Annotated in this window: 12 protein-coding genes and 1 riboswitch; of the genes, 5 read left to right on the top strand and 7 right to left on the bottom strand. The window is 44.2% G+C overall.

Features of this window, described 5'->3' with window-relative positions; genetic code table 11:
- Position 1 precedes the first annotated feature (1 nt).
- Both HL061_RS10505 and HL061_RS10500 read left to right on the top strand, forming a co-directional pair.
- Positions 2-1273 carry an AGE family epimerase/isomerase gene (locus tag HL061_RS10505; RefSeq protein ID WP_156770991.1) on the top strand — a complete coding sequence of 424 codons (1272 nt, stop codon included), beginning with the start codon at positions 2-4 and terminating at the stop codon, positions 1271-1273.
- 239 nt (positions 1274-1512) lie between these two features.
- On the top strand, positions 1513-2076 hold the full coding sequence (locus HL061_RS10500) for an NUDIX hydrolase (protein ID WP_058025448.1): 564 nt from the start codon (positions 1513-1515) through the stop codon (positions 2074-2076).
- Between the two features lie 67 nt (positions 2077-2143).
- Here the strand turns inward: HL061_RS10500 and HL061_RS10495 are convergent, their stop codons facing one another.
- Positions 2144-5224, bottom strand: coding sequence for an insulinase family protein (locus HL061_RS10495; RefSeq protein ID WP_071002964.1), 3081 nt, complete (start codon positions 5222-5224; stop codon positions 2144-2146).
- Positions 5225-6039: 815 nt separating this feature from the next.
- Between HL061_RS10495 and HL061_RS10490 the strand changes: the two genes are divergently transcribed.
- Complete coding sequence (locus HL061_RS10490; RefSeq protein WP_071002963.1) at positions 6040-6501, top strand: universal stress protein; 462 nt, start codon at positions 6040-6042, stop codon at positions 6499-6501.
- 99 nt (positions 6502-6600) lie between these two features.
- Here the strand turns inward: HL061_RS10490 and HL061_RS10485 are convergent, their stop codons facing one another.
- Positions 6601-7536: a LysR substrate-binding domain-containing protein gene (locus HL061_RS10485; RefSeq protein WP_071002962.1), complete on the bottom strand. Its 936-nt coding sequence runs from the start codon at positions 7534-7536 to the stop codon at positions 6601-6603.
- 222 nt (positions 7537-7758) lie between these two features.
- Here HL061_RS10485 and HL061_RS10480 point away from each other — a divergent pair, with 222 nt between their 5' ends.
- Positions 7759-8883, top strand: coding sequence for a YeiH family putative sulfate export transporter (locus HL061_RS10480; protein ID WP_071002961.1), 1125 nt, complete (start codon positions 7759-7761; stop codon positions 8881-8883).
- Positions 8884-9071: 188 nt separating this feature from the next.
- On the opposite strand, the gene HL061_RS10475 is transcribed toward HL061_RS10480, so the two are convergent.
- Positions 9072-9281, bottom strand: a complete 210-nt coding sequence (locus HL061_RS10475) for a cold-shock protein (RefSeq protein ID WP_025644841.1) — start codon at positions 9279-9281, stop codon at positions 9072-9074.
- 233 nt (positions 9282-9514) lie between these two features.
- Positions 9515-9940, bottom strand: coding sequence for a YbaN family protein (locus tag HL061_RS10470; protein ID WP_071002960.1), 426 nt, complete (start codon positions 9938-9940; stop codon positions 9515-9517).
- Between the two features lie 559 nt (positions 9941-10499).
- Positions 10500-10617: riboswitch (TPP riboswitch) on the top strand.
- 151 nt (positions 10618-10768) lie between these two features.
- On the opposite strand from HL061_RS10470, the gene HL061_RS10465 reads away from it, so the two are divergent.
- The gene (locus HL061_RS10465; protein ID WP_240365451.1) at positions 10769-11665 is read left to right on the top strand and encodes an ABC transporter substrate-binding protein; all 897 of its coding nucleotides are present in this window, start codon (positions 10769-10771) and stop codon (positions 11663-11665) included.
- 102 nt (positions 11666-11767) lie between these two features.
- Here HL061_RS10465 and HL061_RS10460 read toward each other — a convergent pair whose 3' ends face one another.
- The 3 genes from HL061_RS10460 to HL061_RS10450 form a co-directional block, all read right to left on the bottom strand.
- Positions 11768-12874: a DUF262 domain-containing protein gene (locus tag HL061_RS10460; protein WP_252962809.1), complete on the bottom strand. Its 1107-nt coding sequence runs from the start codon at positions 12872-12874 to the stop codon at positions 11768-11770.
- A gap of 2 nt (positions 12875-12876) precedes the next feature.
- Positions 12877-13455, bottom strand: a complete 579-nt coding sequence (locus tag HL061_RS10455) for a hypothetical protein (RefSeq protein ID WP_252962808.1) — start codon at positions 13453-13455, stop codon at positions 12877-12879.
- A 366-nt stretch (positions 13456-13821) separates the two neighbouring features.
- Positions 13822-16755, bottom strand: a complete 2934-nt coding sequence (locus tag HL061_RS10450) for a valine--tRNA ligase (RefSeq protein ID WP_252962807.1) — start codon at positions 16753-16755, stop codon at positions 13822-13824.
- Between the last annotated feature and the right edge of the window lie 99 nt (positions 16756-16854).

The raw sequence follows: 16854 nt of genomic DNA, 5'->3' as shown, positions 1-16854 counted from the left end.
CATGGATTCTCCTGACTCTTCTGACCTGCTATCTGTCTGTTGGGCAGATAGCAGTAGTCATCGCCGCTGGTTGCTCGCTGAAGGACAACGTTTGCTCGAACATTATGCCAAAGCGCGCGTGCCATCAGGGTTTGCTACTTTGGGTCACGATGGCAACATGGTAGATGACACAGCAAAGAGCATCATCACTACGAGGATGGTGCATTGCTATGCGCTAGCGGCACTAATGGGTATACCAGGTGCAGCAACACTTGCTGACCATGGCCTAGATGCGTTGCTCGATGGTCCATTGCGCGACTCGGTACATGGCGGTTGGTTCAGTGATGCTTACTCAACTCATGAAAACCCATCACGCAAAAACGCCTATCTGCATGCGTTTGTCGCGCTTGCTGGCGCGTCTGCTAGCATTGCTGGTCGCCCGCGCGGTACAGAGTTGATGGAGGCTGCAATAACAATCATTGATCAGCATTTTTGGTTAGAAGATGAGCAATCAATGCTACCTTCTTTTGCCGCTGATTGGGCTGATCCCGAAGATTATCGCGGCGCCAATTGCAACATGCATACGACCGAAGCCTGCTTAGCACTGACAGATGCCACCGGTGAAACGCGCTGGCTAGACCGCGCACTACACTTAGCCAAGCGTTTTGGTCATGATATTCCTGAGGCTTATGGTGGACGTTTGCCCGAGCATTTTGATAGTGGGTGGAATCTGTTGCCCGACTACGATGCGAATGAACCTTCTGATGACCTGCGTCCCTGGGGACTCACACCTGGTCACTTTGCAGAATGGGCAGGACTGCTGCTCAAGGTTGAGTCTGCTTGTATCGCGCATGATTATGACATACCTGATTGGCTGCTACCTGATGCCATCGCATTATTTGATAGCGCTATCGATCGTGGCTGGGCACCTGACGGTCAGCCCGGCATGGTTTATACCATTGGCTGGGATGATGAGATTTCAATACCAAACCGTCCTTACTGGGTACAGGCGGAAATGGCTAATACCGCACTGATGCTATCGCGCCGTACGGGTGATCCGCGCTTTGAGTATTACTACCGCTTAGCTTGGGATTATATTGCCAGTACTTTGATTGATCTTGAGCACGGCGGCTGGCGTCATGAGGTAGATGCAGATGGCAACTTAAGTACGGTCATATATCCGACGCGCGAAGATCTTTATCATGACTTTCAAGCCACATTGACGCCATTGATTCCTATCTCTGCGTCGGTAGCTGGTGGACTACGCACACAAATGCTCAAAATAAAAACCTAATTCCTATGTAGGATATACTCGATAATATAAGAACGCTTTGATGGCAATTAAAATGCGCTGTCAGAGCGTTTTCGTTGTAATCATAAAAATTAAATAAAATAACTTTTTCGTTAAAAGTAAAAGGATATCCTCAAAAGTATTTGTCACTATCGCTGCTGTATACAAAAGCAAACATCAGAACGGCAAAAAAACTTTTAAGATAAGTGGACATACAATATTTACTAATAAAGGTAGTTGGTATGAGCTATTGTCTCCAATGCGGTCATAAAGCAGAACGAAAAATCCCACCTACAGATAATATGCCGCGCTTGGTGTGCCCCAATTGTCACTATATCCACTACGAAAACCCAAAGGTTATCTGTGGTTCGCTAGTCGTACACGAAGACAGAGTCCTACTGTGCCGCCGAGCGATCGAGCCGCAATATGGGCTATGGACGATACCTGCAGGTTTTATGGAAAACGGCGAAACCATGGCTGAAGGCGCCGCACGCGAGAGCTACGAAGAAGCTGATGCCATCGTACTGAATCCGCATCTATACTGCATTTATGACCTACCAGATATTGGGCAGATCTACTCTATTTATCTCGCCGATCTAAAAGATGGTGCGTACGGTATTGGCTCAGAAAGCCTTGATTGTGCGCTATTTAGTGAAGAAGATATTCCATGGGATACGCTCGCCTTTGAGGCCATTCGCCTTACCTTAAAAAACTATTTTTCTGATCGTAAGCAGTATAACGAGTTGTCAGAATTCCCGATCCATCAAGACAAAATCGGCAAAGATTTGAGTATCAAACGGTACTAAGCAAATACTACATACAAAAAAGCCAAGCATGACGCTTGGCTTTTTCTTGGTGATAGATTTTGCTACCTTAGCTCTTTATTTTACAAACCTCAAAGCCCAGTCCTTTGACTGTCTCTTCTTTATTATAAGGCGCTAATACGGCACGCACATGCTTTTGACCTTGCAGATATTGCTTGGCAACACGCTGTAAATCATCAATGGTCACTGCCAAGATCGCAGCACGCATTTTGCGCTGCCAATCAGCACCGCGATGATGCAAGTTGGCGAAGCACGCTTTGATCGCCTCCCCTGCAGGAGAGCCTGGCTTATCCATACCGGAGATAATACCTAAAATCGCCTCTTCTAATTGCTCATCGTTTTGTGGCTCGTTTAAGATCCACTCAATACTGGCCTCAAAATGCTCAAAGGTTTCAGCGCACTGCGGATCGCGGTAACTAAAGAACTTAAAGGCGCAAGCATTGGCGTCATAGCCAGCACCGCCGCCATAGGCACCGCCGCGTTCACGAATGGCGCTGTGCAGATAGCCATTACGTAGGTAAGGCGCTAACACCATGAGTGCGGCAGTATCAGGATGGTCAGCCGCTGGTACCGTATAAGCACTGGCATTATGATAAACGTTGGTTGGCACTAACCACGCTAAATCTGCAACATCGAGCACATTGTTTTTAACATCGTCGCCACTCTCTAATGCCTTGACTGAATTAGTCTCACCATTTAACGCAGTATCTAGATGCAGATTTGCAAATTCGCTAGGGATATTTGCTTCAGTATTGTCTGCTTTTTCAGCAGATGTGACTGCTTTGCTCTCTGTCCAGCTATCGACGATGAGGCCACTCAAGCGTTCCGTTTGCTCGGCTTCACAGATAATAACGGCATGCTTAGGTAAGCTGATCAAACGTTGATGCAAATCCATCAAACTCGTTGCCAATGTATCCCACTGAGTATCATCGCTACTGGCATGTCCCAAGAACGCTTTTAGTGCATTTAGTGCTGGTAAACCACTACGCACATATTCTAGCTGCGCTTGACGACTCATACCGCGACTGGCGGTTTGCATTGCATATGAGTGACCAGAACCTGCCAAATTGGATTGCCAGCTGGCTTGACGCTGCTGCAAGATTTCTTTGATGCGATCATGCTCAGTAAAGATGCTGTGTTCCATTACTTCTTTGAGCAAATCAATCGCTTCAGGTTTGCGGTTGAGCGCGCGCGTTGCCACGACAAAATAGCTGCTAATCGATTGACTATCATCCACGTGGGTACGCTGGCTGATACGCGCGGTCACACCCGAAGAATGCGCGGCTTGCTTGGCCTGCATCTCATGAGCACTCATCGAGTCAGTACCCAGCTCTGATAGTAGGCTTAAATAAATCGGTAGCAATGGATGATTGATCACCTCGTTCACAGGCAAACTGCTGGTGTCCTGATTGCCAATGGCTTCAGTGAGCGGTACGATCACCTGATAGTAATAGATACCATTGGTGCCCGCTTCATATTCAAATAGCGTACTATCTTGCCCGCTCAGACGCACCTGCTTTTGGGTGCCTTCTTTAAAGCTAATGTCTGTTGGTACGTCTTCTAGACCTACCTTTGGCAGTAAGCTCAAATCATCTGGCGCTGCTTGGCGTGCGGCCAGATCTAATGCTTGCTTGTGCAAGATGTCTTTGTCATCAGCGCTCAAGTCCATCGCGATGGTATCTAAACGCACTTGCTCTGCTGCAGCAAGGCGCGCTGATTTTTCGCTATCTGGCGTCATGGTCACGCGCACACGGTGCTGATTGTCCAGCAGATGCGTTTTGATTAAGTTCGGTAGCCACTGCGGATCGACCACTTGCTCGCGCAACCACTGTAGATGCTCATCCACTTCCCACACATCGATAGGGTTACCATCATGAATGGCAGTACTAAAGCCCTCTAACATCAGGTTTAGACCATAAGGAATGCTATCACCGCCGATATGGCGCTGATCAATTTCAATCTGATGCAGAATGGTTTCGATCGTTTCGTCATCAACTGGCGAGTTTGCCACCTCAGTCAGCAAGTCAATAATGCCTTGCTCGACCGCTTCGGCATGCTCTGGGTTAGAGCCGCGCAGTCCCGTATAAAAGACCATTTCATAATGGCTGTCATCCAGCCCTAATAGCGGACTTGGCGCTTTGCCCAGTGGATGGCTGTCCAAATAAGCACGTAGTGGCGAGCCTGAATGCTCAATCAGTACGCCTTCGAGCAAACGCAGCGCCAAACGCTGCTTAGGATCAGTGATCGACGGCAACAACCAAGCGACCACGTGATGGGTCTGATCTGGACCGGCTTCATCAGCAGTGTACGTGTCAACTGCACTAATAGGTGCAGACAAACGCTGCTCTGGACGCGATACGTGTTTTTTACCTGCTTCGAATTGAATCAAAGCATCTTCGTGTATTTTCGCTTGCGTCTCAGCAACAGGAATATTACCAAAACTCATGATGACACTATTCGATGGGTGATAGTGACTCTCATGAAAAGCTGTCAGCTCAGTATGCGTTAAGTCAGGAATCTGAGCAGGATCGCCACCTGAATTGTAGTGATAAGTCGTCGTTGGGAATAGATGATGCGCAACCGTATGATAAAGCTGATCAATCTCGCCACTCATCGCGCCCTTCATCTCGTTAAAGACGATACCTTTAAACTGGGGCTTGTCGTTTTCGTCCAGCTCTACGCGGATGCCTTCTTGCGCAAAATCGAGCGGGTGGATATTGGGAAAAAACGACGCATCAAGGTACACAGCAAGCAAATTAAAATAGTCGTTTTTGTTTTGCGTGGCATACGGATACGCCGTCCAATCGGCTGCGGTCATCGCATTCATAAACGTGTTTAATGAGCGTTTGATCATTGAAAAGAATGGGTCACGTACTGGGAATTTCTTAGAGCCACACAATGCGACGTGCTCCAAAATATGCGCCTCGCCTTTTGAGTCCATCGGCTGAGTACGAAAACCTACTAAAAACGCATTTTCATCGCTTGGGTGCGCTAAATGATAGTGCATCGCGCCTGTCTTCACATGCTGACTGATCAGCACATCCATCGATAGCGCCTCAATATGGCGATGCTCAATCAGCTCAAATGCTGGATGCAACGTGAGATCAGCAGTAAATGGGGTATCAGTCATAGTTATCCTTATCGCTTACAATGCGTATCGTGTGCCCTGACTATCAGGGTAAATAGAGTGGTAAAAATTATTGAACTATCAGTCGTAAAAATGGCTATTAAAACATTTTGACTTACAATTTCTGAAAAAACTGAATGCTAAACCCAATACTGGCTTTTGAACTCAATTATGCAGGTATTTATAGTGACTATATTGGCTATATTGGCTAAAAAAGAATTGGCTTAGCGCTATTAGTGGGGTTTGGTCGTTGATAAGTCAAGTCAGCACATGGGCAATAATATATCGTGAAATGCTCGCCACTCTTTCAAACAGCCCAATATAATTCCAACAAAAGCCACATTCAAATGATGGTCATATCGCTTAACAGAGACCGTTTGCACTGTTATAGTCAATCAATATTAAAAGTGGTACAAGGCAGACGAGTGCAAGTACTACAGTAGTAGGCTAGCAGTCAACTCTGAGGTGACAGCTGCCATTTCTAACAGTAAAGGTATTGTTGACTACTGTCATGAAAAAAGGTCGACTTACTCATCATTGGGCGTCATGAACGTCACGGTATCGCCGCTTGGTTAGTCGGGTGCAACAGCCGATAATATCTTGCCAAACATCCCTTGCAACAGCCTAGTCGTCAAGCTTGATGAGCCAGTATCAGAATAAGGGGGCCGGCTCATCATTCGAGTTAACCTGTTATTTGTTAGCATTGCACTCGGGTGTTGTTCCATATCAAAATCTATGTCACAAAGATAGACAAGCATTACTTAACAGCGCTCTATAGTAGTGCTATAGTAAATACTATCTGACATGAGGAAGACGTTATGAGTTACGAACATATTTTACTGGTCACCGACTTACTCTCTGATGCGGATATCGTCGCGCAAAAGGCCAAGCGCATCGTTGAAAACCGTCCCGGTTCTAAGTTGTCTGTGCTGCATATTGTCAAAGATACCATGGTGGGCTTCGGCTATGAGCTGGTACCTGCGTCAAGTCTTTATGATGAGATTGATGACGAACGCTGCCAAGAAGCACGGGCAAAACTGGCGCAATTCCTTGAACGCAACCAGCTCAATGCGGCAACGTCAGAAGTCACTACCGCTATCTCTAGCAGTGAAGGTATTGTCAGCTACTGTCATAAACACGACGTCGATCTGTTGGTCATCGGTCGCCATAAGCGCACTGGTATTGCCGCATGGATCAGTGGCGCGACAGCAGATAATATCTTGCCTAACGTACCTTGCGACAGCTTGGTCGTAAGACTCGACAAACCGGTTTCGACGTAGCAATTTGCTTTGGCTATATGGAATTATCAGTTAACAAAAAGCGCCCTATCATGATTAATACGGCGCTTTTTTACTCCTCACATTTTGACATTATCTCAGTTAATCTTGTTGGATAATATCTATAAACGTCTGCCAAATGGGGCTTTGATGACGGGCTTTGTGCCAGACCAGCCACCATGTCCGCGATAGATCGATTCCTGCAACGCTTACTTGCACCAGCTCACCTGTTGCCAATTCTGTCTCAATCACATGCTGCGATAGGCAGCCAAGACCAATATCTGCACTCACCATATGTTTGATGGCTTCTGATTGGTGTATGGCCTTTACCACTTCTGCATTGGGTAGATACTTTAGCAACTGCTCATCGATAATCTGCCGTGTGCCCGACCCTGCCTCACGTACGAGTAGCGGCAACTGTGCTAGCTGATTAATAGTCAGCTGATAGCAGCCCTTATCTTGGCTATAGATAGCGACGTTCTTTAACCATTTACTATCACGTTTGGCAAATATCATCAGCGTATCCGTTCGCCATTCGCGCTGCTCAATGGCTTTCATGTCTATCGGACGCGGCATCCCTTCTACTAAAGCAATATCGATATTGAGCTGCTCAACCTCACTCACCACCTCCTGAGTATTGGCAATATACATATCGACATTGGCATCTGGTAGCGCCTCATATAACTTACCAAGCAATGATGGCAGCACGTAATTGCCAATCGTGGTACTCGCCCCGATATGTATCTGCCTCGCTTGATATTGGTGATAATGTTCAAGCGTGAGCGATTGACCCAAGATAGCCTGTGCCTGTATATAAATAGGATGGGCATTGGGATGCTGATTAAGCCTGCGACCGACGCGCTCAAACAATGGCATCTGTAATCTAGACTCAAGCTCTGTCAGCGCACTGCTGACCGCCGACTGTGATAAATGCATCTCTTCACTGGCACGGCTGGTGCTACCTGTCTGGTAAATACTGACAAAAACAGCGAGCTGCTTAAGTGTAATCTTTGGCAATGTCTGTACAGATTTTTTCATGTTATTGATGATGCCTTATGTCATTTTTTAGCCTGTCTTATTCGCTATACATGTCTTTTTTTGCTACTCATGCGCGGTATATCTATTTCTACCGTAAACACTAACCTAAAATATCGATAGTTTATATCTTATTAATCTGTTTTTATTATAAATATAGTCAGCTTATACTGTCTACTCATAAGCTTATGCTTATTTTAATATCAGTAATAGGATATGCCTCTTATGCATACACTAGCCAAATCAGTCAGTCGTTCAGTGAGTAACTACATTCCAAGCCAACGCCACTTGGCTGGTTTGGCTGTGGTACTGATCGGTAGTGCATTCTGTCTATGGTTAGATACGCGTTTGGATGCGTGGTCGAACGGACGTATCGTTGGCTTATCCTCTTTAACGCTCGCGATTTTGCTGGGTATGGTCTTGGGCAACACCGTCTATCCAAATTTTGCTGAACGCTTAGGTAGTGGAGTCGCTTTTGCAAAAGGTCAAATTTTACGACTTGCGATCATGTTTTATGGGTTCAAGCTGACCATGACGCAAGTGGCGAGCGTTGGTATGCCAGCGATTATGACCGATGCTCTCGTCCTGACGTCAACCTTTATACTGACCTATTGGATCGGCACCAGATGGCTAAAAGTCGATAAAGAAACCGTTATACTCATCGGCTCAGGCGCGAGTATCTGCGGGGCGGCGGCTGTCATTGCTGCAGAGCCAGTGGTCAAAGCTCAAGCACATAAAGTGACTATTGCTGTGGCGACGGTCGTGGTCTTTGGCACCATGTCCATGCTGCTCTATCCTTTTCTCTATCAGCTTGGTTGGTTGCAGCCTTGGCTTAGTGCCCAGCAGTACGGCATGTACACGGGCTCAACCGTACATGAAGTGGCGCAAGTCGTGGTCGCAGGCAATGCCATCAATACTGAGATTGGCGACACTGCTGTCGTGACCAAAATGATACGGGTGATGATGCTCGCACCTTTCTTACTTGTGCTCTCATTTGCGCTAACCAAAGATCGCTCCGTAGATAATGCCGCTATAGAACATGAAGGTAGTAAAAGCGAGACAGCATCATTTATGAGCCGCGTCAAGCAAGTCAAAGTGCCATGGTTTGCGTTTATTTTTATCGGTATCGTCTTATTACATACTTGGGTGCCAATGTCTGCAAGCATTGAGCGTAGTATGGTGAGACTAGATGACGTACTGCTTACGATGGCGATGTTTGCGCTAGGTCTAACCACGCATCTAAGCGCGATCAAGCAAGCTGGCGTCAAACCTCTGGTATTGGGTGCGGTGATGTTTGGCTGGTTGATATTGGGCGGTGGTCTGATCAATATCGGTATTAGCTTTATATAATAAGTCAATTGCTCATGCTTATTGACTTACCTCAGTACCCAGTACAAAAATGCCTCTAACTATCCATATAGTCGGAGGCATTTTTATATCTGTCGTTTCATTTAATACCAAATCACAGACGAAAAAAAAAAACGAACCCTAAGGTTCGCTTTTTTACATCTTTTTATCTATCTGTCTATAAAGACAAATTAGATAGCAACGATGTTATGTGCTTGTGGGCCTTTTTGGCCTTGAGTTACAGTGAACTCAACTTCTTGGCCTTCAGCCAAAGTTTTGAAACCTGAGCCTGAGATTTCGCTGTAATGAGCGAAAACGTCTGCGCCGTTTTCTGGAGCGATGAAACCAAAACCTTTAGCTTCGTTGAACCACTTAACTGTACCTTTTTGAACGTCTGACATAGTCATAACCCTGATATTTAATTTATTTGTGGTCTAATAGACCGATAACGCTTGCAAATAGCTACTGAACGATAAATATTAAAACGAAGGATTATAACTAATACTACGAGGTAATGATTTGGTGCAGAACTGCTCTTAAGCTTGGATGTATTATAGGGGGAACATCCTAGTATCGCAAGCCTTATCTCAGGTTTTATGTAACTGGACTTAACTATTGCCCTATATTGGCGACTTTATTTGGCATTTGGCAGACGAAACAAATAGACGGCAACCCCGCTACAGACCAGTGCTACCAGCCATGCCGCCCATGTCATATCAGCGGGCAGACGATAAAACAACATGGCAGTCGATATCGCCATCATGATGGTCGCAAGCCACTTAGCATAGAGCGGTACTGCATGATTTTCTTCCCAATCACGGACGTATTTGCCGAAGTATTTGTGATTGATCAGCCAAAAATGAAAGCGCTTAGAGCTACGCGCCCAGCAGCCTGCTGCAAGTAGTATAAAAGGCGCAGTCGGCATCACAGGCAATAAAATACCGATAATCCCTAAGACAAAAAACACCCAGCCAAGCGTCACAAAGGTCCAGCGTATCATTGGACTTCTAGATTGGTTGGTCTTAGGCCTATGATAAAACGCTTTTTTATTATGGGTCATATAAGTGATGTCGATGGACGGTGCGGTGAATGATTTTGGTAGCCATCAAAAGTATTTACATAGCTACTTGTATGAATAACCAAGCATGCAATATCACCAAAAATTGTACAAGCCCATTTATACAAGCTTTTTGCTATCGATCAGTATCGTTGGTTAGTGATTGGGTAAGTACCAATGACAAATACTGCGCTCTTCTATTAACACGTCGATTGCAAGCGCTTATAAGATTGAAAGCGCTTATAAAAAGCCAACACAAATGTGAACTGTTATAAAGGGCGGTTAACGAGCGTCAGTCATCACCTTTCATTGTCATTCCTTGTACGCTTGCATCGCCGCTTACAAGTCGTCTATAGTAGAACCTCAATAAAATTGATGCAGCATAGGAAACGCGCTCGATTAAATGCTACTTTTCTTGCTTGCTGTGACTGCGTCTCCAGAGGCTGCGAAAAATAGCGTTTAATCTTGCTATACCATTTTTATAATGGTTTCACTATATGATGATGCAGTAGCTATCGATAATAGCCATTAGCAGTACTGATCAAAAATAATGCAGCACCACTTAACCTTGTCGGGGTGCTTTGCTTTTAACCTTGTAACGATTGTTAAAACCATCGCTGAGACACACCCGTGAACCTGAAGCAGTTAGCACTGACGTAGGAAACAAGCATGACAGACCCTAAGCAGTCTATAAATAAGAGAAATCTCTACCTGACGCGCTGATCTGATAGCGCCTTACATGTTGAGATTTTGCCTTTCTTGTTTTGCCTTTTTTGTTTTGTTTAAACAGCATCAGTCTGATTGTTTTCTATCATTAATAAGGAAACAACCATGCAGCCGACCACCAAATTGACCCTTACCCTCGAATGGTTCTTAAACCCTGATCACCTACCTTTTATCGCGGGTATGACCACAGGCGCATATGAGCAGGCAGGGCTAGATATCACTATTATCGAGCCTGATGACCACTATGATGGCTTTGCTGAATTGCAAAACCAAAGTATCGATCTGCATGTGAATGAGCCGATTCATCTGTTTGAGCATTACGCGCCGAATCTGCGTGCGCTTGGCTGTTTTTTTGAGACCGATGGCGGCATATTGATGCAGCAGTCCAGTATGGATAAGCTCAAAAACAATCAACCGATTCGCATTTGCACCCCTGCTGCTGAAGAAAAAACCAATCGTATTGGCTTTGAGATATTAGCGCGCTATGCCAAAAAAAATGGCTTCACTATCAGCCGTGACAATGTGAGCTTTGTACAAAAAGACTTTTACCATATAAAAAACCTGCAAGAAGACCCAAGTCTCGATGGTGCATGGCTGTGCTTTTATAACTTTGAAGGGGTTGAGGCGACTCATGAAGGGCTAGACTTTACGTTTATCGATCAGCATCTGTCACCTTATCCGAACTTTTCGGCGTTAGAAATCCTCACAACTGATGAGATCTATAGCGCGAAAAAAGACGCGATAGATACTTTTATCCAAGTGACAAATCAGATGACAGAGCTGTGTAAAAATGAGCCTGAGTCTGCGCGCCGCATGTATTATGACTATAGTAAAACTGAGGCGGATACGCTGATGGATGCGATTATTGATAATACGTTAGGCAGATTGATTACACCGATCACACCTGATGCGAGTAAGTGGCAAGAGCTACGCGAGATGCTGGCCGAGATCGATATTGTGACGTTGACTGATGAGCAGTACCAGTCGCTGTGGGCATTGTAGATACTTTAGAGTTTAAGATATTTTAAGTGATAAAAAACCGCCATAGTGTTTGGTGTGGCGGTTTTTGTTATCAGCTTAAATTTTCATATAGTTTTAATTATGTTAATCCTTAAATGACTCTTCTTGTATGTCTGGTATGTTCAAAATATATTTCATAATTATTTTGTGTCTACCTCTTCTTTCCTTGAGATTATTAACTCCCTCTTTAGCCCAAACCATATATTCATGATCATATACATCCAAACTGTCAAATTGGTTCAATATTTCACTAAATTTCGATATATCCAAGCTATCTAATTCACTATAATTAGCAAGAGCAATGAACAATGAGAACATATTAGCTTTGTTAAACCACATTGATTTATCATCTAACTCAAGTCTTAGATAGAACTCAGCTACTTTTTCAAATCTATTTACAATCTCATCTTTCATATTGAAGTCTTCCAAGTAAAGCAACAGGTATTCATCTACTTTATCATTTCTAGTATAAAAACCTGCTAAATATGTAGAGACAATATTCAAGGTGTACTGAAGATTAACTTTTCTAGAAATTTCTCTTATAGAAAATATTCTTTCATCAGTAAGTAATTTTTGTATGTTCTCACAGCTATTTGTTTTATCTCTAGCCCAGTTCAAAAAGCTTTCTGGTATATTAGGGTCAAGTTTGAAATCTTCATTATCTTTATCAGCTAAATTTACATCTATTTGATTACATAGCATTTGACACACTAGCATGAAATAAGATGCACCGTATTCAGAAGCTTTTTTCTCTATACCAGTAAGAGAGTCTGAAGTTCTATTAATTCTTTGGAATATATCCAATAGTCTAGGGTCAGTATTTTTAATATCTAGCTCACATACTGGTATCTCATATTTGAAGAAATTAGCTTTTTCATCTTCGCTAAAATCTTTGAAATATCTACCATCTATATGATATTCGTTATTTACAAAAGAAACAATCGCATTAGACCTTTGTTGACCATCAACAATACAGGAGGTCGATATCATTCTTTCCACGTCAATCTCCCCCTTAGAAATAAATATCAATGGAAAGGGATAACCATCTAGAACTGTTTTAATTAACTCTTTTTTATTAACCTCTCTCCAAACGAGATTTCTTTGAAAATAAGCATTAGTAATTAGGTTTCCATTTTTTATATCTCTAACAAGATTAATTAGCTGAACTGACCTGATTTGATAGGCTATCACGATTACTCCCTAATAAAATTATCTGTTTTCCAACTGTGCAAACCGTTTATTTGCTTTTGCTTAAAATTACTTTCCGACATATAGAAACAACAAGAAATACTTGAGAAAAGATCTCTATAATTGATTGATAAACTATCAAAAAAACTAGTTAACTCACTTTTTAACTCAATATTAGGTAAGAAGTTATAATTAATCATACCTAACTTAATACCATACTGATACCTTTCTAAACACTCCTTACTCTGAAACAGATCTCTTCTAGAATAATTTCTAGTTTCAGTCAACACTTTATTAAAGATTCTACAATACATCTCATTGTTGATAATGGCTAAATCAAGATCTGACTCTCCTGGCTTATACGGTTGCCCGCTTTTTAAGCTAAACCCTATCTTTGCCGATCCACAAACTAAAATATCATTTATAGGAACATCAAACTCAAGACTAACCTTGTTAAGTATATCGTCAGCTTTAACTAAGTCATTAAAAGCAAATGTAGGGTGTACTATAAAAAATCTTCTAACTATGTCATCTAAATCCATATCGTTTTGAATGCATTCAGTCAGCTGCTCTTTGTATTGCATAAATAATCTTCTTGTTCAAATAAATATGTCGTGGTCAAGAGTATCTAAAGAAATTATAGCTTCAAAAACGATTTGTTAATAGAAAAAACATACTATTGTTTATCTTTGTAATCTCTGAGCCAGACCAGTTGATAATATCGCCTCATACATCGTATACCTACCTTTTATTTAGGTGGTATGAGAAGCATTAGATTGTCTTATCAAGTATAAAATAACAAATTTCTATAATTATGTTGTTTACTAGTGTAGCTTGTCATTCATCACAAATAAACTACTTCTTACCTATTCGTATCATATCTTCCAATCAAAAAACGCCTCCATTACAGAGGCGTTTTTTATCATTATTAGATTATTACAACCGTTTCATTACAACGCCTTCAACTGCTCCATCTGCGCCGTCATCGCGGTCAACTGCCCCTCTAACTCAGCCAGTTTCGCCTTCTCGCTTTCGACCACTTGCGCTGGTGCTTTACTGACAAAGCCTTCATTGCTCAGCTTACGCGAGATACCTTCGGCTTGCTTTTGTAGCTTATCAAAAGATTTACCCAGACGTTTTAACTCAGCGGTTGGGTCAATCAGCCCTTTCATGGGTACAAGGACGCGTAGCTGGCCAACCATGCTCGATGACGACAGTGGCACTTCATTGCCTTCTTTGACGATATCCAAACTCTCAACTTTGGCAAGCGCTTTGAACTGGTTTTTGATACGTGATAGACGCGCTTCTTCATCGGCAGAGACGTTTTGTAAGAGTACTGGCAGACGTACGGCGTTACCCAGTTTCATCTCACCACGGATGTTACGGACGCTAGCAATCAGCTCTTGTAACCATGCCATATCCGCTTCGGTCTGCTCACTGATTTGGCTGGCTTCAGTTTGTGGATAGTCAGCGACCACGATGCTGTCGGTGTTTTTGCGACCCAGTAGCGGCGCGATGGTCTGCCAGATTTGCTCAGTCAGATACGGCATGATTGGATGGCTAAAGCGTAGCGCCGTCTCTAATACGTGCAGTAGTACATAGCGGATTTGCGCTTTACGCGCATCCGTCACCGAGTCATCATTTAGGCTGGCTTTGGCAAGCTCCACGTACCAATCACAGTACTCGTTCCAGATAAACTCATAGATATCTTGGCTGACCATATCGAGACGATACTGGGCGAAATGCTGATGAATGTCTTTGATACTAGAGTTCAGACGACTCATGATCCATTTTTCTGGTAGTTCCCATACGTCAGGGTTCGCCGTTTGGTCGATAGGCTTGGCATTGCTGTCACCATCGACACAGTTCATTAGGACAAAACGGCTGGCGTTCCAGATTTTATTACAGAAGTTACGATAGCCCTCAACGCGTTTCAGATCAAAGTTGATATCGCGACCGGTACTGGCTAATGAGGTAAAGGTAAAGCGCAGCGCATCGGTACCGTAGGCTGGGATACCCTCTGGGAACTCTTTACGTGTTTGTTTTTCAATCTTAGCCGCGTCTTTTGGATTCATCATATTGCTGGTGCGTTTTTCGACCAGCGCTTCTAAATCGATACCGTCGATTAGATCGATCGGATCTAAGACGTTACCTTTTGATTTTGACATTTTTTGACCGTTGCCATCACGGACGAGACCATGCACATAGACGGTCTTAAACGGCACTTGCGGCGTGCCGTCTTCGTTTTTGACAAAATGCATGGTCAGCATAATCATGCGCGCGACCCAGAAGAAAATAATATCAAAGCCCGTGACCAAGACGCTAGTTGGGTGGAAAGTCTCCATCACGCGTGGATCGGCGTTGACGTCTGCCCAGTCAAGCGTACTGAACGTCCATAGACCCGAGCTGAACCACGTATCGAGCACGTCATCATCTTGGCGCAATACCACATCATCGCTTAGGTTGTATTTAGTGCGTACTTCCGCCTCATCACGCGCGACATACACCTCACCTGTCGCATCGTCATACCATGCAGGGATACGATGACCCCACCACAGCTGACGGCTGATACACCAGTCTTGCAGATCGGTCATCCATGCCATATACATGTTTTTGTACTGGGCAGGGACAAACTCGATGCTGCCGTCTTCTACCGCGTCAATCGCAGGCTTGGCAAGCTCTTTGACCGCGACATACCACTGATCGGTCAACCATGGCTCAACGATCGTACCGCCACGCTCAGCGCGCGGGGCTTTAAGTGCGTAGTCCTCAATGTCTTCTAGCCAGCCCTGATCGCCTGCTTGCTCAACAAGGAACTTACGCGCGGCAAAACGCTCAAGTCCGGCGTACTCGCTAGGCGTAGTCTCTAGCTCTGGCTCACGTGTCTGCAAATCAGGATAGACTTCCATCGCTGGCAAAATGTTGGCGCGCTCATCGAGAATATTGATGAGTGGCAAGCTATGACGACGACCCAATTCATAATCGTTAAAGTCATGCGCTGGGGTAATTTTGACACAGCCTGTACCGAAGTCGCTCTCGACATAGTCATCAGCGACGATAGGCACGACGCGACCCGTGATTGGTAAAGTAATGGTTTTGCCGACCAAGTGTGCATAACGCTCATCGCTCGGATTGACGGCAACAGCAGTATCACCAAGGAGTGTCTCAGGACGGGTGGTGGCGACAACCAGATAGTTTTTGCCATCTTGAGTGGTTAGGTCTTTATCGGTGAAATGGTAGCGAAAATGCCACAAGCTGCCTTTTTCATCGTGGTTTTCGACTTCAAGATCTGACAGCGCAGTTTGGAATTTTGGATCCCAGTTGACCAAACGCTTACCACGATAGATAAGACCATCGTCAAACAGGCGTACGAATACTTCTTTTACCGCGTTAGACAGACCATCATCCATGGTAAAGCGCTCACGCGACCAGTCAACCGAGCTACCCAAACGACGAATTTGGCTAGTGATACTGCCGCCCGACTCTTCTTTCCATTCCCACACTTTATCGATGAAATCTTCACGTGTCATATCACGGCGGCGGATGCCTTGCGCCTCCAAGCGACGCTCAACGACCATTTGGGTTGCAATACCGGCATGATCCGTACCTGGTTGCCACAGCGTGTTGTCGCCATTCATACGGTGATAACGTGTGAGCGCATCCATGATTGCATTGTTAAACCCATGACCCATATGCAGCGAGCCCGTGACATTTGGCGGTGGCAGCGCGATAGAGAACGACTCATCTTTATCAAATGTTGGGGCAAAATAGCCGCTTTCTTCCCAACCTTGATACATACCTGCCTCGACTTGTGCAGGGTTATAGGCGTTTTCTAATTGATTGAGTGCCGCTTGAATAGAGGCAGTTAGGTTGTGGTTACTCATAATGGCATTATCTTTTATTGATTGAATGTGATCAAAGTTAATTGAATTAAAGAGAATATAAAAATTAGGAAAATAATGAATAGAGTGATTTTAACGCAG

Origin of the sequence: Psychrobacter sp. PSP (genome assembly GCF_024085615.1) — a bacterium.
In the GTDB taxonomy this organism is placed as follows: Bacteria; Pseudomonadota; Gammaproteobacteria; order Pseudomonadales; family Moraxellaceae; genus Psychrobacter; species Psychrobacter pacificensis.
Note: the sequence above shows the minus strand (reverse complement) of the source record. Positions and strands in the feature narration are given on the sequence as shown.